This is a genomic window from Martelella mediterranea DSM 17316 (assembly GCF_002043005.1).
GTDB lineage: Bacteria > Pseudomonadota > Alphaproteobacteria > Rhizobiales > Rhizobiaceae > Martelella > Martelella mediterranea.
On the sequence record NZ_CP020331.1, the window covers coordinates 202,114 to 220,297 of the forward strand.

The window sequence follows — 18,184 nt, forward strand, 5'->3', positions numbered from 1 at the left end:
TTCGTTTTAGGGTGGCCGGACCAATCAGCCGATGACCGGCGCTTTGTCGAAAGGCCGCGTTGAATTGCGCCAGGCGCTGCTCTTCTCACGCGGCGCACTCATTGGCGTGGCTGTTTTCAGCGCGGTGGTGAACCTTTTGATGCTGACGGGCCCGCTGTTCATGCTGCAGGTCTATGACCGTGTGCTGTCCAGTCATTCCTCGGCGACGCTTCTGGTGCTGTTCGCCATCGTGGTGTTTCTGTTTGCGCTGATGGGGTTTCTCGATCATGTGCGCGGGCGTGTGCTTTCGAGGGTCGGTGCGGGCTTTCAGGCCCGGCTCGATGAACGGGTGTTCCGGGCGGTGCTGAAACAGGCGGAACATCCAGGCTTCCGAGAACAGCCGGCGGCCGGGCTGAGGGATCTTGCCAGCATACAGACGTTCTTGTCCTCGCCACTGCCGGGGGCTGCCTTCGATCTGCCCTGGGCGCCGTTCTTTCTGGCAATCCTGTTTGCCTTCAATGTCTGGATGGGTGTTCTCGGTCTTGCAGGCGGCATCATCATTGCGCTTCTGGCCTTCGCCAATCAGCGGCTCACCCGCGATGCCCATGCGGAGGCGGCGCGGCTGATGCGCGATGCGGAAGCCGCGACGGAGCGCACCCGCAAGCAGATCGACACCGTGCGTGCACTCGGCATGCTGCGCCCGCTTTTGACTCAGTGGCAGGCGGTGCGCGGCGCTGCCCTTCGCGCCCAGATTGCCGCTTCCGACAAGGGCGGCGGGCTGACCGCTTCGACAAAGGCCTTCAGGCTTTTGCTGCAATCGACAGTACTGGCGCTTGGCGCGCTTCTGGTTCTTGAAGGGCAACTGACGGCCGGCGCGATGATTGCCGGATCGATCCTGCTCGGCCGCGCGCTCTCTCCCATCGAGCAGGTGATCGGACAGTGGATGACGTTCCAGCGCACCGGCCGGGCCTGGCGTTCGCTTGGCAAGCTCCTCGATGCGGTGCCTCCGCAAGGCGCGCCTATGCCGTTGCCGCGGCCTGAAGGAAGGCTTTCGGTGGAGGCGATCGCCGTTGTGCCGCCCGGCGAGAAGAAGCCGGTTCTCTCCGGCGTCAGCGTAGAGGTCTCACCGGGCTCCGCGCTTGCGGTGATAGGCCCAAGCGCTGCCGGCAAATCCACCTTCGCAAAGGCCATCACCGGGCTGTGGCCAGCGGCAAGCGGCGTGGTCAGGCTGGGCGGCGCTGATATCCGGCATTACGAGCCGGATGTGCTTGGCGGCCTCCTCGGCTATCTGCCGCAGACCGTGATGCTGTTTCCCGGAACGGTGGCACAGAACATCGCCCGATTCGCCGATGACGCCGATCCGGAAGCAATCGTGCTGGCGGCGCAAAAGGCGGGCGCGCATGAACTGGTCCTGTCCCTTCCGGAAGGTTATGATACGGTGTTGACCGAGGGCGAGAGCCGGCTTTCCGGCGGCCAGCGCCAGCGGATCGGACTTGCGCGCGCGCTTTATGGAGATCCCGTTGTGCTGGTGCTCGACGAACCGAACGCCAGTCTCGACGATCCCGGCGTCAAGGCGCTGAACGGCGCGATCGCGACCGCGAAGGCCGATGGCCGCGCTGTGATCATCATGTCCCACCGCCCGTCCGCGCTTGCCGAATGTGATGAGGTGCTGCTGCTCGACGGCGGTCGGGTGCGCGCTGCCGGACCGCGCGACGAGGTGCTGAAGCGCTTCGTCCGTTCGCCTCAGCTTGCCGAGGGGGTGCATTGAGATGAGCGGCGAGTGGTCTGCCCACCATTATCTGCGCAATGGTTTTGTTGCGCTCGCCATCGGCGTCGGCGCCTTTGCGCTTTGGGGCTTTGCGACGGAAATCAACGGCGCGGTGATTGCCAGCGGCGTCGTCGAGGTTCAGGCCCGCCGGCAGGTCATCCAGCATCGCGATGGCGGCACGGTTGTCGAGATCAACGTCCGCGACGGCGAGTCCGTCGTTGCCGGGCAGCCGCTGATCCGGCTGGAGGAGACCGAACTGCTGGCCGAGCGCCAGATGCTGTCGCGCCAAGCCTTCGAGGCAGAAGCAAGGCTTGCGCGGTTGGCGTCGGAAGTGCGCGGCGACGAAAGCCTCGACTTCGGGGAGGAACTCGCGGAAGCCGCCGCCGATGACGACGCCCTGACGCTGGTGCTGAAGGACGAGCGTTCCCTGTTTGACGCGCGGCGCGAGACGCTGGCGCTGACACTGAGTCAGCTCGAGAAGCAGCGGGAACAGACGGACGCGATGATCGCGAGCCGGCTGCGGCAACTCGCCGCGCTCAACAAGCAGCTTGGCGTCGTCGAGGAAGAACTGGAGCGTTATCAAGGTCTCCTCGACCGCGGCCTGTCACAGGCGAGCCCGCTGACGGCAACGAAGCAGCAGGCGGCCGAGCTGGAAGGCGATATCGCCGGACTGGAAGCATCTATTGCCGAGGCCCGCGGCGCGCTTGCCGGCTACGAGGTCGAGATGCTGAAGATTGCGGCCGACCGGCGCGAGGCTGCGCAAACCGAATATCGCGAGCTTCAGCCGCAGGCGGCGGAAATTGCAGAGCGATTGAACGTGGCCGAGCAGAAGTACCGCCGGCTGTCACTGAGCGCGCCAATGGATGGGGTTGTCTACGGATTGAACGTATTTACGATCGGCGGCGTCATCCAGCCAGGCGCGGAGGTTGCTGCGATTCTTCCAGCCAATGTCCCGGTAATCCTGACGGTCAAGGTCGAACCGGGCCAGGTGGACAGGGTTCATGACGGGCAGGCGGCTGTGGTCAAGTTCCCAAACTTCAATGATCGAGAGACCCCGGAATTTGACGGTCATGTACGCACCGTCTCGGCCGATGCGCTTACCGACAAAGAGACCGGCCAGCGCTATTTCCGCGTCGAGGTCGCCCTTGACCCGGCATCGCTTGCCGCCGCGGAAGATCGCGGCATCCTGCCGGGCATGCCGGTCGAGGCCTTCATCCAGACCGGCGCCCGCAGTCCAACCTCGTATCTGCTGAAGCCATTCACCGACTATCTCGATCAGGCCTTCAGGGAGGAGTGAGTTATCTCGCCATCCAGAAGCCCCGAAGGCTTTTTGCCGTCGCAGGTTTCGCCGTTGAAAGAACGGGAGTTGATGACGTTTGCCTATTCAGGCTGTAGAAGTCCTTAGCTTCGTTAGATTTTGGTTTCCGCAAATATAGTATGTACCGAAACCCAGAAGAAATTCGGGTGGTGATAAGTTTTCTTGAGCGATCCGGTTTGGTGCACACAGACAAGGTCGACGAGTATGCGATCGTCGCGATCACAAACGCGGGCTAACGCGCGGCTGAGGGTCAACAAATCGTTGATGGATTGGCCCGCCCCACGCGAAAATAGTGCATTTAATGGACAGGTTTCATCAAGTCTTACTGTGAGAGACGCAAGACGGCTTGTCTCCGACAAAATCATATGGATACATCATTTCAGTGACACCGAGATTATGGGTCGACGGTCCAAATCCCTTCAAGACCTGACGCTGATCGTCGCCACTATCCAATTGACAGTTCCAAAAGTGGTTTAGCGCCCCCATTGCGGCCGTACCGGTTCACTTGACGTTGACCTCAAACCTGTCATTCGAGTCCGGCTTCTGCTCGAACGCTATGTTGAAGTCATCCTTCACCAGCTGCAATCGGGCCGCGTGGGCCTCACTAAAACCCGATTGCGCGCAGCAGCAGGAAACATGCGGCGGACATAAGCGCTGCGGCGGGCACTGTGATCACCCAGGCTGCGATGATCGTCATGAAGTGGGAGCGACGGACGAGTTTGCGACGGGCGCGTTTGCGCGTTTCAGGCTTTCAGGGTTCCCCAGTTTTCCGCCGATCCGGCGTCGCGGATCGGCGTTGTGGCCATGCCCGAACACATGGCCGACGCTCGCCGGGCTGTGCCCGGCTCGCGAAAACCATGACAGAACCATGTACCTGAGCAGCGACAAGTGTTCGGGTTTCCCGAACAACATATCGCGCTATTCCCTCTATTGGCTGACTGATCCGCAGTGGAAACACATGGATCGGGCGTGGTGTCGCACGTCCGCGAGGAGGACACGCCATGACTAGAGCTAATTGGTAGACGCCAGCGGCTCACGGGCATGCAAAGACCTTCGTGCTTCCGGTCTCGCCTGGGAGTATCTTCGTCGCAATGACGAGTCTCAAAGAGATTTTCAGCGTCTGATCCGGACCGGGCGTTCGGATGGGAGTGAGCTCGAAAACTTCGTACGACGGTGGGGATTGCGGTTTCCCGCACGATCCACTGTTCTGGTCCCCCCGATTTCAGCCGCAGGCCGTCAAACTGGTGCCGGCCGGACCGGACGAGGCTACCGGCCAGCCGGCCATCGTTCTCGCCCATCTCGACGGCCTCGCGCCGCCGACGCCTGGCACGGTATTTGACGGACGGATGGCGTCGAACACCAGTTCTGGCTGTCCGAATCCTTGCCTGATGCGACGGCATTCTACATCATCGCTCTTCCGATGGACGAATTCCTCGAATTGCGCGCCCATGCCGCACGCCGCTTCTGGGCGGCAGAAAACCGGGGCAGGACTTCAGGAATATTCCCGATCAACTCCGTCTTCGGGAACCTCTTAGATCCTGCCTTAGCGAGGCTCGGTACGAAAAGAGGCGGCTCGCAGGATTTCATCCGACAGCTCAGGGTTGCCTTCCCGCACTGCACGCGACAGAATGATCGCGCCAACGAGCGTCGACAGGGTGGCAATCGCCGCCTCGCGGCTATGACTCTCGCTCGCGGGGAACACATCCTCGATCAGCTCTATGTAGCGCTCAAGCCCATCTGCGTAGGCCTGCTGTGCTCCAGCAACAGAGCGCCCCACGTCAACGGGCAGACTGCCAGTTGGGCAACCTTCCCCGGGGTTGTCGCGGTGTTCGGCCGAAAGGTAGTTTGCCAGCCGATCTGCCATGGGCATCGTGTCACCCGCAGCATTGTCTCTGGAGATTTCGCTCAAGGCCTTGTCGAACGCGTATCGGACCGTTTCAGCTGCAAGATCGGCTTTTGATCCGAAGTGATTGTAGAAGCCGCCATGCGTGAATCCGGCGACCTTGGTTAGGTCCGCGACGGAGACGTTGTCGAAGCCATGCACTTTGAAGAGTTGCGTCGCGGTCTCGAGGATCTTCCTCCTGTTCTCCGCCGCCACTTCCTTGGTCACCCGCATCACGTACTCCCCTGAGGCTTGACAATGATGTCATGCATCATCATTATTTTTGATGTCATGTGTCATTATTAAAGGCATGGGATTGCACATTGCAAGCGAACAAGGAGTGACCATGAAGGCTGTCGTTCAGAACGACCTGGGGGAGCCGGCTGATGTGCTGAAGCCCATGGATATCGAGGACTACAACGAGCTCGGCCCAGGGGAAGCCCTGGTCGACGTCAAGCTGGCACCTGTTCATCATGGAGATCTGCAGATGATCCGAACGCAGCCAGACATCCCAGAGGATGTCGGCTATGTTCGGCGCGGTTCGGAGGCTGTCGGCATCGTTCGCGCCCTTGGCTCGGAGGCCGAAAGTCAGGGTGATCTCCAGATCGGCGATCGGGTTATCGGGTTTCCGGCCGCCGGATCCTGGGCGAAGAGCGTCGTGATCCCAGCTTGGGCGGCTATCCCTGCCCCCCGCGGAACCTCAGCGATGAAATCGCAGCGCAACTCCTGATCAATTATGTCACCGCGCGCATGATCCTGCGCGGTTTGCGCAAGTCGGCTAGCGAGGAGGTGCTGCGCGATGGTGCGGTGCTCGTCACCGGAGCCGGCTCGGTCGTTGCGCGTCTGCTGCTGCATCTGTTGGCCAAGGAAGGCCTCGCGCCAATCGGTCTCTCACGCAGCAAGGCGAGCGCGACTCGTGGCATGGCAGAGCTGAACGGCGCACAAATCGCCGCGAGCGAGGACGAGGACTGGCAGGCGCAGGTCACGTCCCTGGCCTGCGGAAAGAAGATCGTTGGCGTTCTCGATTGCGTTTCCGGTTCGCTGGTCCGGGAATACGCATCGCTGTTGTCTGATGACGCGGCCATCGTCACCTACGGCGCTCTTGGCGGCACCAGTCTCGGTATCGGTGCGCCGGAAATTGTCGGCCGTCAGCTCATCATCCGCGGAGTGGTGTTCACGAGATGGTTCTCCGAACTCTCTCGCGAGGATCAGGCCGAGGACATTCGATCGGCATTCGACCTCGCCTCCGAAATGCCGTCCCTTTTCAAAACCGGAGGTGTTTTCGGTCTGGCCGAGGTTCAGGAGGCTATTGCGGCCGTGGAGGCACCGAACCGCGACGGCTTCATCTTCTTCAGGCCATAGCCTCAGGCGTTGCATGCCGGCCGGTCGAAAGGACCGGACCTGCAGAAGGGATGAACGCGCCCGCCGGCGCAAAATCCACCCGATCGGCTGACGGTGAGTAAGCACTACAGGAGAAGCATCATGAAAATTGGAATCTTAGGAGCAGGAACGGTCGGCACCACCCTTGGAACGCAGCTTGCGGCGGCGGGCCACCAAATCCTGATCACGAATGGCCGCGGGCCGGAAAGCCTCGCTGAAACTGTGAGAGGGCTTGATCAGCCTCTCGAACCGGTCACGGTCGATGACCTTCTCGATCAGGCCGAGATGATCCTTCTGGCCGTGCCTTGGCGGAACGTCCGAGACGTTCTGCGCAAGGATATCGATTGGAGCGGGCGTATCGTCGTCGATGCCACGAACATCATCCTGAGCCTCATCCCCGATATTCAGATCGATAACCTTGAAGGCGATTCCGGAAGCGAGATCGTTGCACGGTTGGCGCCCTCCGCTCGCGTCGTCAAAGCGTTCAATACGCTTCCTTTTGAAACGATGTTCGCACCGGTGCCGACAGGTTTCAGACGTGTCCTGTTCGTCGCTGGCGACGACCCGGACGCCGTCTCGACCGTGTCAGGGCTGATCGAGCAAATCGGCTTTCAATCCGTAGCGATCGGTCCGCTCGCGACAGCAGGTCGGCAAATGGAAATTGGCGGCACGTTCAGCGCGACGGAATAGACGTCGGCGGCGACGACGTAGGGCTCGACCTTGTAGCGGTCGGCTTCGGCGGCGGTCAGCGCATGGTTGATAGGGTTCAGAAGCGCAAACAGGTCGTGCGCCTTGTCGCCCGCGCCGGATTTGGCAAAGGCCATGATCGCGCACATGGCCGCGTGACTGTACTGGCCACCATTTTCGCGCAGGCCCGGCGGATAGCCCTTGATATAGCCGGGATCGCGTGGCCCATCGTCGAAAGGCGGGGTGAACAGCAGCGCCAGCCCGTGGTCGCGGCGGATGAGATGTTTTTCGAGCGAAGCCATGGCGGTGGCGGCACGTGCCGGATCGCCGGCGCCGGACAGGATGGACCAGGAGTGCGCGATGGAATCGATCCGGCACTCGTGATTGTCGCTGGTGCCGAGCCATGTGCCGTCATCGAAGGTTGCACGGGCATACCGTTCTCCATCCCAGGCATGGGTTTCGATGGCCTCGCGCAGCGTTTCCGCATGGGCGCGCCAGAGATGGCGGCGTTGCGGATCGCGGTTTTCGGCGAGCGGAGCACAGAGATCGATGGCGGCCAGCAGCAGCCAGCCGAGCCAGACGCTCTCGCCCCTGCCGTTCGACCTGTTCCAGAATATCCGTTTCGCTGGTCAGGAGCGTGGGTATGGCGACGAGCGTGCGCAGCGTCGGCGGCATACCCTGCCTGAGGGAGAGGCCGGGCAGTATGGTCGCGCCGAAACACCAGCTCATCGCCCGGTTGACGATGGCCGTCGCCACCTCGGTGGCAGGTAGAAATGCGAGGGCGGCGAACATCACCAGCCAACCGGTCTCAAGGCCCGTCCGCGACAATAGCATCAGCGACAAGGCCATGAGCACCGCGGTGACGATCAGGCTGGATCCGACATAGCCGGCAATTCCGAGCCGGACATTGAGGCGACCGAGCCGGAGGCACACGGGCGGGTGAAAGCCGATCGCGCGTTCAAGCGCGGGTCGGCCTTCGGAAATCAGGTGATAGCCCGGATCGGCGGAGCGCGCCGCCTCGATCGCGTCGGTTTGATCCGAGGACGATTGCCGGGCCGCGTCAAGGGCTTTCTCTGTGACCTCAAGCTCGGTGAGCGACGATCCGCGCGCCAGTTGCTCGATCGCCTTTCTGTAAAGATCGCGGGTCGGGAAGTCCATGCCGCTGTGGCGGCGATATCCCGTTTGCGATGACGCAAACAAGCGAGCGCCGGCAAGCGCAACGAGCAAGGCCGGCGCGGAGGCTTCTCGCGGCGACGCGCGGAAGCGGATTCAGATGGTACAATCTGCAGACTTCATACGATCATTATGCGCCGGATATCCGCTCCGGTGCAAGCATGTGAACTGGCTGCCGCGGGTGCTTCGAGCCTTTTTTACGAACTGCCGGGTGATTTCAGTCCCAGCGCCTGCAACTGCATCACGATCAGCCCGAGAACAATCAGGCCGAGACCGGCAAGGCGCGACCAGGTGACCGGTTTTTGGGGCAGGCCGACAAGGCCCCACTGGTCGATCACGATCGACGCCAGCATCTGCCCGGCAATGACCGCCATGATGAAGCCGGCAGCGCCAAGCTTCGGCGCAAGCATGAGCGCGCCGGTGATATAGACGACTCCGACAATGCCGCCGATCCATATCCAGCGCGGCGCCTGGGCAAGGTTCGCAAGCGTCGGGGCCTGGACCTTCGTCAGCAGCATCACGGGCACGATGCACGCGAAACTGACAGCGAGGGAAACGAGCGTGCCCCACAGCGGATGGCCGAGCGCGCGTCCCAGCGCCGCATTGGCGCCGGCCTGGAACGGAACGACCGCGCCGGTGATGATGGCGGCGATGATGAGGATCAGTGCGTTGGTTTGCATGGTGAACAATCTCCGTTGCGCCCCAGATGCACTATTTGCTTGGTCGATGGAAATTCCGATGTATCATCCTCAATATGCACCACATGGATAACCTTCGCGGCATCGACCTCAATCTTCTCGTGGTTCTCGATGCCCTTTTGGCCGAGCGTCATGTGTCGCGCGCGGCCGCCCGGCTGAACATGAGCCAGCCCGCCGTCAGCCATGCGCTCGCGCGTCTGCGTGTGCTCTTCGATGATCCCTTGCTGATCCGTCGCGGCGGGCAACTCGTCGCGAGCGCCCGGGCGCTCGAGATCGCGCCTGTCCTGGAGGAGGCCCTCAGGCAGATGCGCGTGGTTTTCGGCCCGGGCGACTTCGATCCCGCGAAGGAGAAGCGCACCTTTCGCCTTGCCATGTCGGACTACGGCTCCGCCGTTATTCTTCCCGAGTTGACGAGGCTGTTGCGGCTGGAGGCGCCGGGCATCGATCTGGTGATCAACCAATCGAGCCGGGAAGCCATGGTGCGGCAGGTGCTGGACGGGGAATGCGATCTTGCCCTGGGGGTCTTCCCCGATCTTCCCGAACGGCTGGAAGCCGGGCCGCTGATCAGCGAGAATTTCGCCTGCCTTGCGGATCGGGAGAGCATGCCGGGCAAGGAGCGCCTTGATATGGAAGCCTATCTCTCGCGGCCCCACGTTCTCGTGGCGATGAAGGACGGCGCGAACACCGAAGTCGATACGGCCTTGCGCGCCGCCGGCCATCAGCGCCGCATCGCGGTCACGCTGCCGCATTGGGGAAACGCGCCGCGTCTGATCCAAGGGACGGACCTGGTTCTCACCGTCGCGCGCAACGCTCTTGTTCCTTATGAAAGTGATCCGACCCTAATCATCTTCGAGCCGCCATTCACGATCCCGTCCTTTCCCTTCGTGCAGGTCTGGCATGAACGGCGCGGCGGCGATCCCGCCCATATCTGGCTGCGCGACGCCGTTTCGGGTGTTGCGATATCACTGGGGCGATAAGCGATCCCTGTCCCCTTGATCGTGCGCCATATGGACGGCGCGATCACGATGCCAGACTGGCGGCAATGACCGGCCTTTGCCGCGTCAGCGCCGGACGCCGGTCCTAAAAGCCGGTTGCTGGAGACCTTGCGACGCATTCAGGCGTGAACAGGGTCCGCGAATCGTGTCGGATGATACCAGCTTCTATTGATGGCAGGTGCTGCCGCCGTTGCGATCCAGCACGTTTTCAACGATCCCTGCATGGCATCCTGAAAGCGCACATCCGGGCGCGAAGGTTGCTGCGTTTTGAACCGGCGGCTTGCCCTCCGCTTTGCGCGGGATCGCCGGCATTTGTCGATCTCCGCCAAATCTCCATCATTTCTCGATCGAACATCGAAAGGCGCATGTCAGGTGCGGGGGAATAACACCAGTCCGGACGCCTTTCATGTCGCACCGCCGTTCATTTATCGCCGCTATCGTTGGCGTCGCCGCCCTCGCATTGTTTCTGGTTTGCCGCCACGAGGCGGTTTCGCAGCGGCAAGAACCGTCTGCCGATGCCGGAGGGGCCGCGCAGGTCACCACGCTGACTCTTAAGCCGGAGCGCGTGGTCCTGATCGACGCCTTTCCCGGGCGCGTGGCGGCCTATCGGCGGGTCGAAATACGGCCGCAGGTCACCGGCATCATCAAGAAGCGGCTTGTTGAAGGCGGAACCGAGGTCGAGGCGGGCGAGATCCTCTTCGAAATCGACTCTGCCCTGCTTGAGGCCGATCTCGAAACGGCGCAGGCAGGGGTGATGCGGGCGGAAGGGGCGCTGGCGCATGCCCGCCAGGGGCTGGCGCGGGCAAAGGCGCTGATGGCGGAAAACGTGACCAGCCGCAAGAATTACGAGCAGGTGCAAAACGAATTGACCACGGCAGAGGCGAACCTTGCCGAAGCCCGGGCTGTCGCGCGCCGTCGCAAGCTCGACCTCGATTTCGCCACCATACGCTCGCCGATCAAGGGCTATGTCGGCCGCACGGTCGCCGATGAGGGCGCGCTTGCCTCCAGCCAAACGGAACTTGCCGTGGTGCAGGAACTGGACCGTGTCTATGTCGATCTTCGCCTGCCGGCAACGAAGCTGGATGGCGTGCAGTCTGCCGCCGAGGCGGGATTGGGGCCAGCGGAGATCCTCGACGCGGACGGCAAGCCGCATCCCCGCTTGGGCCGGCTGGCGCTTTCCGATGTCACGGTCGATCCGGGAACCGGGGATGCCGCGGTCCGGGTCGAGGTGGAAAACCCCGGTCTTAGCCTTCTGCCCGGCATGTATGTCCGCGTTCGCCTGCCGCGCGGCGTCCTTCCCGATGCGCTGCTGGTGCCGGAGGAAGCGGTCGTGCGCAATGGCGCCGGCGAGGCACAGCTCGTGGTCGTGACAGCGGATGGCCGGGCCGAGCGGCGCAATGTGGATCTCGGCGAGGCCATCGGCGGACGCCTTGTCGTCACCGCGGGGCTGAAAGCGGGCGAGATGATCGTCATTCGCGGACAGGATCGCGTTCAGGACGGAATGCGCGTGCGCCCGGCGAGCGTACCGCAGGATACCGCAACGGCGGCCGATACGCTCTAATTCTTTGTTTTGCGCGATTCCGGACGGTGAACCGGCATCCACTGCACCTGGAATTGCTTTGAAGGTCAGACATCATGCCACAATTCTTTATCGACCGTCCGGTCTTTGCCTGGGTTATCGCGATCTTCATCGCGCTGGCCGGTCTCGTCGCCATTCCGAAGCTTCCGGTGGCTCGCTTTCCGGACATTGCGCCGCCAAGCATCAGCATCTTCGCGACCTATACCGGCGCGAGCGTCGATACGGTCAATGACAGCGTCGTTCGGCCCATCGAGAAGGAACTCTCGAGCGTCAAGAACGTGCTCTATTACGAATCCACCGCCGACTCGACCGGCGGCGCCAACATCATGGTGACGTTCAAGCCCGGAACCGATGCGGAACTGGCGCAAGTGGATGTTCAAAACCGGTTGAAGAATGCCGAAGCGCAGCTTCCCGAGGCGGTCCGGCGCGGCGGCATCAGCGTCGAGGCCGCCGAATCCGGCTTCCTGATGGTGCTCACGCTCCGGTCGGTCAGCGGCGAAACCGACGAACTCGCCCTTGGCGATTATATGACCCGCAATGTGAGCGAGGAGTTGAAGCGCCTGCCGGGCGTCGGGCGCGTCCAGCAGTTCGGCTCGCCACGGGCCATGCGCGTCTGGGTGGATCCGGCAAAGCTTGCGGCCTACGACCTGACCATGGCCGATGTGACCGAGGCGATCACCCGCGAAAACGCGCAGGTTTCGCCCGGCCGGGTCGGCGACGAACCGACGGTTCCGGGCACGAAGGTCTCGACGCCGCTGACGGTCCATGGCCAGCTGACCACGCCGGAGGCATTCGCGGCGATACCGCTCAGGGCCAAGGCCGATGGCGGGCGGCTTCTGCTTTCGGATGTGGCGCGGGTCGAGCTCGGCGCCCAGACGCTGGCCTTCAGCGTCAGCAGCAATGGCAAGCCGGCCGCTGCTGCCGCGATCCAGATGCGGCCCGGCGCCAACGCCGTCAGCACGGCCGCCGCAATCGAAAAGCGCCTTGCGGAACTGAGGCCCTCAATGCCGCAGGATATGGAGATCGCGATCTCCTACAATACCGCGCCCTTCGTGAAGGTCTCGATCACCAAGGTCGTCCATACGCTGATCGAGGCTATGGTGCTGGTCTTCCTGGTGATCCTGCTGTTCCTGCAGAACATCCGCTACACGCTGATCCCGACCATCGTGGCGCCGATCGCGCTTCTGGGCACATTTGCGGTGATGCAGCTTGCCGGCTATTCAATCAACGTTCTGACCATGTTCGGCATGGTGCTCGCCATCGGCATCATCGTTGATGACGCGATCGTCGTCGTCGAGAATGTCGAACGCATCATGGCGCGGCAGGGCCTGTCGCCGAGGGACGCCACCCGTCAGGCGATGCGCGAGATTTCGGGCGCGATCGTCGGCATCACGCTGGTGCTTGCGGCAGTCTTTATTCCTATGGGCATGGCAGCCGGGTCCGTCGGCGCGATCTATCGCCAGTTCACCCTGTCGATGGCGGTGTCGATCCTGTTTTCCGCCTTCCTGGCGCTGACGCTGACGCCGGCGCTGTGCGCCACGATCCTGAAACCCGCCAAGACCCATGCCAAAGGCGGCTTTTTCGGGTGGTTCAACAGAGGATTCGATGCGCTGGCGAAGCGTTACACCGGCTCTGTCGGCTGGGTCCTGCGGCACGGCGGGCGGATGCTGGTCATCTATGTCGCGCTGCTTGCGGCACTCGGTTACGGCTATTCTAAGATACCGACATCGTTCGTGCCGGAAGAGGATCAGGGCAACTTCATGGCGATGTTCGAGCTTCCTGCAGGCGCCACCGCCGAACGCACGCGCGCGGTGGTCAAGGCCTATGAGGCCCATACCGCGACACGGCCCGATATCGTCGAAAGCCTCGTGATCCTCGGCTTCGGCTTTTCCGGCTCCGGCCCCAATGCCGCTCAGGCCTTTACCAGCCTGAAGGACTGGGGCGACCGCGACACCACTGTGGACCAGGAAATCGCCGCGGCGGAAGCCGCCATGGCCGACATTCCCGAAGGCATGGCGATGATCATGAAACCGCCGGCGATCGAATCGCTCGGCACCACCTCCGGCTTCGCGCTGAGGCTCGAGGATCGGGCCAATGCCGGACCGGCGGCGCTGAAGGCGGCAGAGGACCAGTTGATCGCGTTGGCCGCCGAAAGCAGGCTGGTGAGCGGCGTGATGGCGGACGGGCTGCCCGATGGCCAGAGCATCGCGCTGAAGATCGATCGACAGAAGGCGCTGGCGCTCGGGGTGTCCTTCTCGGCCATCAGCGACATGATCTCGACGGCGATCGGGTCGACCTATGTCAACGACTTCCCCAATAACGGGCAGCTTCAGCAGGTGGTCGTGCAGGCCGATGCGCCCGCAAGGATGCATGTCGAGGATGTGCTGCATCTCAAGGTGCGCAACATCGATGGCGGCATGGTGTCGCTGTCGGAAGTGGTCGAGCCGGTCTGGGAAACGACGCCGCTGCAGGTGCAACGCTATAACGGCTATCCGGCTGCGAACATCTCGGGCTCGGCGGCGCCGGGCGTTTCGAGCGGCGTGGCAATGACGGAGATGGAGCGTCTGGCGCAACAATTGCCGCGTGGCTTCGCGGTGGAGTGGACCGGGCAATCGCTGCAGGAAAGGCAATCCGCCACGCAGACGCCAATGCTGCTGGCCGCCTCGATGCTGATCGTGTTCCTCGTGCTTGCGGCGCTTTATGAAAGCTGGTCGATCCCGCTTTCGGTGATGCTGGTCGTGCCGCTCGGCGTGCTCGGCGCGGTGCTGGCGGTGCTTTTGCGTGGCATGGACAATGACGTCTTCTTCAAGGTGGGCCTGATCACCATTATCGGGCTTTCGGCCAAGAACGCCATTCTTCTGGTCGAATATGCCCGCCACCTGAGAAATGACGGGATGAGCCTCCATCGGGCCGTGCTGCGGGCATCCCGGCTGCGGCTTCGGCCGATCGTGATGACGTCGCTGGCCTTCATCCTCGGCGTCGTCCCATTGATGCTCGCGCATGGCGCCGGCTCCGAAATCCAGAACGCAATCGGAACCGGCGTGTTTGGCGGCATGCTGTCGGCGACGACGCTTGCGGTATTCTTCGTGCCGGTGCTCTACGTTACAGTCAGCCGACTGACGCTCAGCGGATCACGGAGGACGGGTGTTGCCGACAAACCCGAACCCGCCGCGTCGGCGTAATGAGTTCTGGCGTTCTCTGTCATTCGAAAGGATGGACGGGGAACGCTCCGGACCGCGTTTCAAAGATCGAAGACATGGCCATGAACAATGCTCTGATCCTGATTATCGAAGACGAACCCGAGATTGCGGAAATCATCGGCACCTATATGGCGCGCGAGGGCTTCCGGGTCATCACCGCAGGCGACGGGACCGTCGGGCTTGCCCATCATCTGCGCTTGCGCCCCGATCTGGTCGTGCTCGACATCAAGCTTCCCGGACAGGACGGCTACGAGGTGCTGGCGGCAATCCGCCGGCGCGGCGATACGCCGGTGATCATGGTCACAGCACTTGCGGAGGATCTCGACAAGCTGCAGGCGCTGCGCATCGGCGCTGACGATTATGTCGTTAAACCGTTCAACCCGCTCGAGATCGTGGCCCGCGCCAAGGCCGTTTTGCGCCGGACCATGGGGCGCGGGGCCGCCGAGGTGCTGCGCGTCGGCCCGTTGACCGTCGATCCGCAGGCCTATCGCGCGGCGGTCGAAACGCCCGCCGGATCGGTGGCGCTCGACCTGACCCGGACCGAGTTCCGCATTCTCGCCCATATGGCCGCAAGCCCCCGCCGGGCGTTCGAGCGCGCGGAACTGGTCGATGCCTGCATGCCGGAGAGCGAAGCGCTCGACCGCACGGTGGACAGCCATGTCAGCAATCTGCGCCGCAAGCTTTCCGCCGCCGGAGCGGAGGGCTTGCTCACTGCCGTGCGCGGCGTCGGCTACCGGCTGGACAGCATCGATGAGTAGAAACCTGAATTCCCGGATCGTCCGTGCGATGATCGCACTGACCCTGCTTGCCTTCGCCGTCGTCTATTTCGGGCTGATTGCGTATTTCTTCTTCATCTATGAATGGCTCTATCCCGAATTCACCGACGATGACTTTCTGCGCACCGGCGATATCGTCACTTTGGGCCTGCTTCTGGGGATCGGCATATCCACCGCCTCATTGCTCGGCTGGATTCTTGCACGACGGATCGTGGAACCGCTGAAATCGGTTGCGGAAGCCGCGCGCAGGGTCGCGGAGGGCGATTTTTCGGCGCGCGCCTCGTTGCGCAGCGGCAATTTCGGTGAGGCCGGCGATCTTGTCGACGATTTCAACCAGATGGCGGAGCGGCTGCAACGCGCGGAGACCGAGCTGCAATACTCCAACTCGGCGATCGCGCATGAGCTCAGGACCCCGCTCACCATTCTGCGCGGGCGGTTGCAGGGCCTTTCGGATGGCGCTTTCACCCCCAGCCCGGAACTTTATTCCCGGCTGATCGAACATGTGGACGATCTGTCGGCCATCGTGGAGGAATTGCGCACGCTGGCGCTGGGCAATGCCGGCCAGCTCGATCTGCAGGTCGCGCGTCTCGACCTCGCGGAGGAGGCCGAGGCGGCAATGACTTCGCTCGAGGAGGCGCTTGCGAAGGCCGGGATCGCCGCGACCCGGCATCTGGGCCGCGCAGTCACGACAGCCGATCGCGCAAGGTTGCGGCAGGCCTTCGTGGCGCTTCTCGAAAACTGCTGCCGTTATGCACCGGGAAGCACCGTGCTCGTGGAGACGGGCGTTTCCACGAAGCATGTCTTCTTCCGCTGCACCGATACCGGCCCCGGCCTTTCCGCTGAAAACCGGGCGCGCGCTTTCGAGCGGTTCTGGCGCGCGGACGAGTCGCGCGGCCGGGCAAGGGGCGGTTCGGGTCTCGGCCTGCCGATCGTCAAGGCGATCGCCAAGGCGCATGGCGGCGACGCGCTGATCCTGCCTTCCCAAAACGCCGGCCTTGCCGTCGAAATCCGGCTGCCCCGCCGGGATTTGCCTTTTTAGCGAGATTACCGATGTCAGATCATCTCAACGATCCCGATGCCTATGCCGGCCTGACGCGGGGCGCATGATCGGACGCTGGTCAGCCTTGGTCTCTGGCGAGGATCCATTCGGTTACCGTATCGAGCGCGCCGGGCGCAAAGGCATGCCGACCTTCGAGGAAAAACCGGACCATTGCAAACAATGACCATTCTTCGGTCAGTTGCCAGTTGTAGGCCGAGGCTTTCAGAAGGCCGTGCGTGGCCGTAGGCCAGATGATGATTTCGGTCTCCTTGTCCCGCCCGGCCAACAGCGCGCGAAAGATCGCCGCATTGCGGGCGGGATCGACATTCAGGTCGGCCGCGCCCCAGATCGCGAGCAAAGGCAGATCGAGCCGGGCCAGCGCATCGCGCGCATCGGCGTCTCGGTTGATCCTGATGAACTGCCAGCGGTCGGCACTCATCCCGGCGGGCGGGTCGGCCGCTTCCGGCCCGAAGATGCGCTCGTCTTTAAGGCTTTGTGCCGCAATCGCCCGATCGATTGCCTGTAGATCAAGCCCCTCGCGCAAAAGTCTTGTACGCGTATAGTAGTCCCCCTGATCCTGCCAGGACACGGCCGCGCCGATCAGCACAATGAAATCCGCATCGTCCGATGAAAGCTGCGGCAGGACCCAGCCGGCCTGCGAAAAGCCGACAGCGCCGCGCGCAAGACCAACGAAACGCCGGGCCAGGCGTTCGAGCGCACCGCGCGTTTCGTCCGCGCGGTCTTCCATGGTCTGGCGCAGCCAGTTTCCCTGAGACGCACCAACGCCAGGCTTGTCCCACGACGCCACGGCGATGCCCTGATCGAGCATTGTATTGATCAGCGGCGCGTATCCGCCGGCCGAGGTGCGATCCTGAGCGCCGTCACCATGGACGAGCACGACCGCCGCCTTCGGCGCCCCGTCGGGAAGCCAGAGCGTCCCCGACACGGTTTCGCCCGCGGACACGAAATCGAAGCGCTCGCTGTCGCGACGGTCGAGGTCATGATCAGTCAGTCGCCAGAGGATAAATCCCGCGGCGATTGCAAGAACGAAAACGGTTGTCCAAACCGCGCGCCATCTCAATTGATTCGATCTCCATATCTCACGATTTGACGCTATAGGTATGGAAATGGCGGAATGAATGCAAAGCTGAAACAGCCATCAATCCAGATGGAGGCGGTTCTCGATCCTGCGGCGGCATGGGATGCCGGCTGCTATCCCAGGGCACCGCGACGAATGTATATCCCGGCTTCTGCTGCCCGGATTTCTGTCTCATCTTTGCTTCCTTTGCATGAGCTATGATGAGCCAAAATCCTCCCTTATCCGTTAAACCAAATCTGTCTCAAAGGCGTTGAGACGGAACAGTTTCTCAAAGTCAGCCGGAGTTGGCGATACGCTGAGTCGGATTTCAATCTTCGGATAGGTATCATTGAATTGCGTCAGACGAGGAATCAGCCATCGCTGTGAGAAGCTCGTGTAGGACTGCAATACAAGAATGTCCGATCTGCCACGCCGCGAAATTGCGCGTGAAGCAGTGGCAATCTCATGAAATGCCGCCGTTACCCTTTCATACAATTGACGCCCCTCATCGGTCAGCTCAATGCCGCGGTGCAAGCGTGTGATCAGGGCGACACCAAGGTGCTCTTCCAGCGTCTTGACCTGTCGGCTCACCGCAACCTCACATTCATCTCCTCAGCAGCGAGCGTCAGACT

16 protein-coding genes and 1 pseudogene are annotated in these 18,184 nt (G+C 62.5%); 11 read left to right on the forward strand and 6 right to left on the reverse strand.

Annotated elements, in window-relative coordinates; all coding sequences use genetic code 11:
- Nucleotides 1–31: 31 nt before the first annotated feature.
- The 3 genes from Mame_RS22685 to Mame_RS27730 all read left to right on the forward strand — a co-directional run bounded on the left by Mame_RS22685 (nucleotide 32) and on the right by Mame_RS27730 (nucleotide 4,404).
- Nucleotides 32–1,747 (forward strand): type I secretion system permease/ATPase, encoded by a 1,716-nt coding sequence (locus tag Mame_RS22685; RefSeq protein ID WP_079921030.1) that lies wholly within the window; start codon nucleotides 32–34, stop codon nucleotides 1,745–1,747.
- A gap of 1 nt (nucleotide 1,748) precedes the next feature.
- Nucleotides 1,749–3,044 (forward strand): HlyD family type I secretion periplasmic adaptor subunit, encoded by a 1,296-nt coding sequence (locus tag Mame_RS22690; protein ID WP_018067088.1) that lies wholly within the window; start codon nucleotides 1,749–1,751, stop codon nucleotides 3,042–3,044.
- Nucleotides 3,045–4,080: 1,036 nt separating this feature from the next.
- The gene (locus tag Mame_RS27730) at nucleotides 4,081–4,404 is read left to right on the forward strand and encodes a transcriptional regulator domain-containing protein (protein ID WP_412768655.1); all 324 of its coding nucleotides are present in this window, start codon (nucleotides 4,081–4,083) and stop codon (nucleotides 4,402–4,404) included.
- Nucleotides 4,405–4,608: 204 nt separating this feature from the next.
- Here Mame_RS27730 and Mame_RS22695 read toward each other — a convergent pair whose 3' ends face one another.
- A complete protein-coding gene (locus Mame_RS22695) occupies nucleotides 4,609–5,181 on the reverse strand; it encodes a TetR/AcrR family transcriptional regulator (RefSeq protein WP_018067295.1) in 573 nt (190 codons plus the stop codon).
- A gap of 112 nt (nucleotides 5,182–5,293) precedes the next feature.
- Between Mame_RS22695 and Mame_RS22700 the strand changes: the two genes are divergently transcribed.
- The 3 genes from Mame_RS22700 to Mame_RS22710 all read left to right on the forward strand — a co-directional run bounded on the left by Mame_RS22700 (nucleotide 5,294) and on the right by Mame_RS22710 (nucleotide 7,017).
- Nucleotides 5,294–5,677 (forward strand): alcohol dehydrogenase catalytic domain-containing protein, encoded by a 384-nt coding sequence (locus Mame_RS22700; RefSeq protein WP_157624602.1) that lies wholly within the window; start codon nucleotides 5,294–5,296, stop codon nucleotides 5,675–5,677.
- Nucleotides 5,617–6,309 (forward strand): MDR/zinc-dependent alcohol dehydrogenase-like family protein, encoded by a 693-nt coding sequence (locus Mame_RS22705; RefSeq protein ID WP_026173908.1) that lies wholly within the window; start codon nucleotides 5,617–5,619, stop codon nucleotides 6,307–6,309. Before Mame_RS22700 ends, Mame_RS22705 begins: the two co-directional genes overlap by 61 nt.
- A 93-nt stretch (nucleotides 6,310–6,402) precedes the next feature.
- Complete coding sequence (locus Mame_RS22710; RefSeq protein WP_412768654.1) at nucleotides 6,403–7,017, forward strand: NADPH-dependent F420 reductase; 615 nt, start codon at nucleotides 6,403–6,405, stop codon at nucleotides 7,015–7,017.
- On the opposite strand, the pseudogene Mame_RS22715 reads toward Mame_RS22710, so the two are convergent.
- A pseudogene (locus tag Mame_RS22715) lies at nucleotides 7,005–7,613 on the reverse strand (GH36-type glycosyl hydrolase domain-containing protein); the annotation flags it as partial. The gene Mame_RS22710 and the pseudogene Mame_RS22715 overlap by 13 nt on opposite strands.
- Before the next feature lie 771 nt (nucleotides 7,614–8,384).
- Entirely contained in the window at nucleotides 8,385–8,867 is a 483-nt protein-coding gene (locus Mame_RS22720; protein ID WP_018067291.1) for a DMT family transporter, read from the reverse strand.
- Between the two features lie 74 nt (nucleotides 8,868–8,941).
- Between Mame_RS22720 and Mame_RS22725 the strand changes: the two genes are divergently transcribed.
- Nucleotides 8,942–9,862: a LysR family transcriptional regulator gene (locus tag Mame_RS22725; protein ID WP_210162295.1), complete on the forward strand. Its 921-nt coding sequence runs from the start codon at nucleotides 8,942–8,944 to the stop codon at nucleotides 9,860–9,862.
- 183 nt (nucleotides 9,863–10,045) lie between these two features.
- Here the strand turns inward: Mame_RS22725 and Mame_RS26885 are convergent, their stop codons facing one another.
- A complete protein-coding gene (locus Mame_RS26885) occupies nucleotides 10,046–10,192 on the reverse strand; it encodes a hypothetical protein (RefSeq protein ID WP_018067289.1) in 147 nt (48 codons plus the stop codon).
- A gap of 94 nt (nucleotides 10,193–10,286) precedes the next feature.
- On the opposite strand from Mame_RS26885, the gene Mame_RS22730 reads away from it, so the two are divergent.
- The 4 genes from Mame_RS22730 to Mame_RS22745 all read left to right on the forward strand — a co-directional run bounded on the left by Mame_RS22730 (nucleotide 10,287) and on the right by Mame_RS22745 (nucleotide 16,474).
- Entirely contained in the window at nucleotides 10,287–11,441 is a 1,155-nt protein-coding gene (locus tag Mame_RS22730; protein ID WP_018067288.1) for an efflux RND transporter periplasmic adaptor subunit, read from the forward strand.
- Between the two features lie 74 nt (nucleotides 11,442–11,515).
- The gene (locus Mame_RS22735; protein ID WP_018067287.1) at nucleotides 11,516–14,641 is read left to right on the forward strand and encodes a multidrug efflux RND transporter permease subunit; all 3,126 of its coding nucleotides are present in this window, start codon (nucleotides 11,516–11,518) and stop codon (nucleotides 14,639–14,641) included.
- Between the two features lie 80 nt (nucleotides 14,642–14,721).
- Nucleotides 14,722–15,417 (forward strand): response regulator, encoded by a 696-nt coding sequence (locus Mame_RS22740; RefSeq protein WP_026173905.1) that lies wholly within the window; start codon nucleotides 14,722–14,724, stop codon nucleotides 15,415–15,417.
- On the forward strand, nucleotides 15,410–16,474 hold the full coding sequence (locus Mame_RS22745) for an ATP-binding protein (RefSeq protein WP_033411149.1): 1,065 nt from the start codon (nucleotides 15,410–15,412) through the stop codon (nucleotides 16,472–16,474). Before Mame_RS22740 ends, Mame_RS22745 begins: the two co-directional genes overlap by 8 nt.
- A 79-nt stretch (nucleotides 16,475–16,553) precedes the next feature.
- On the opposite strand, the gene Mame_RS22750 is transcribed toward Mame_RS22745, so the two are convergent.
- Complete coding sequence (locus Mame_RS22750; RefSeq protein WP_018067284.1) at nucleotides 16,554–17,555, reverse strand: alpha/beta hydrolase family protein; 1,002 nt, start codon at nucleotides 17,553–17,555, stop codon at nucleotides 16,554–16,556.
- Between the two features lie 243 nt (nucleotides 17,556–17,798).
- A complete protein-coding gene (locus Mame_RS22755) occupies nucleotides 17,799–18,143 on the reverse strand; it encodes a LysR family transcriptional regulator (protein ID WP_018067283.1) in 345 nt (114 codons plus the stop codon).
- Nucleotides 18,144–18,184 lie beyond the last annotated feature (41 nt).

Bases quoted from the DNA above. Each gene is read 5' to 3' on its own strand.
- Mame_RS22685 (WP_079921030.1), top strand. From the start codon at position 32: ATGACCGGCGCTTTGTCGAAAGGCCGCGTTGAATTGCGCCAGGCGCTG.
- Mame_RS22690 (WP_018067088.1), top strand. From the start codon at position 1,749: ATGAGCGGCGAGTGGTCTGCCCACCATTATCTGCGCAATGGTTTTGTT.
- Mame_RS22695 (WP_018067295.1), bottom strand. From the start codon at position 5,181: ATGCGGGTGACCAAGGAAGTGGCGGCGGAGAACAGGAGGAAGATCCTC.
- Mame_RS22700 (WP_157624602.1), top strand. From the start codon at position 5,294: ATGAAGGCTGTCGTTCAGAACGACCTGGGGGAGCCGGCTGATGTGCTG.
- Mame_RS22720 (WP_018067291.1), bottom strand. From the start codon at position 8,867: ATGCAAACCAACGCACTGATCCTCATCATCGCCGCCATCATCACCGGC.
- Mame_RS22725 (WP_210162295.1), top strand. From the start codon at position 8,942: ATGCACCACATGGATAACCTTCGCGGCATCGACCTCAATCTTCTCGTG.
- Mame_RS26885 (WP_018067289.1), bottom strand. From the start codon at position 10,192: ATGCCGGCGATCCCGCGCAAAGCGGAGGGCAAGCCGCCGGTTCAAAAC.
- Mame_RS22730 (WP_018067288.1), top strand. From the start codon at position 10,287: ATGTCGCACCGCCGTTCATTTATCGCCGCTATCGTTGGCGTCGCCGCC.
- Mame_RS22735 (WP_018067287.1), top strand. From the start codon at position 11,516: ATGCCACAATTCTTTATCGACCGTCCGGTCTTTGCCTGGGTTATCGCG.
- Mame_RS22740 (WP_026173905.1), top strand. From the start codon at position 14,722: ATGAACAATGCTCTGATCCTGATTATCGAAGACGAACCCGAGATTGCG.
- Mame_RS22745 (WP_033411149.1), top strand. From the start codon at position 15,410: ATGAGTAGAAACCTGAATTCCCGGATCGTCCGTGCGATGATCGCACTG.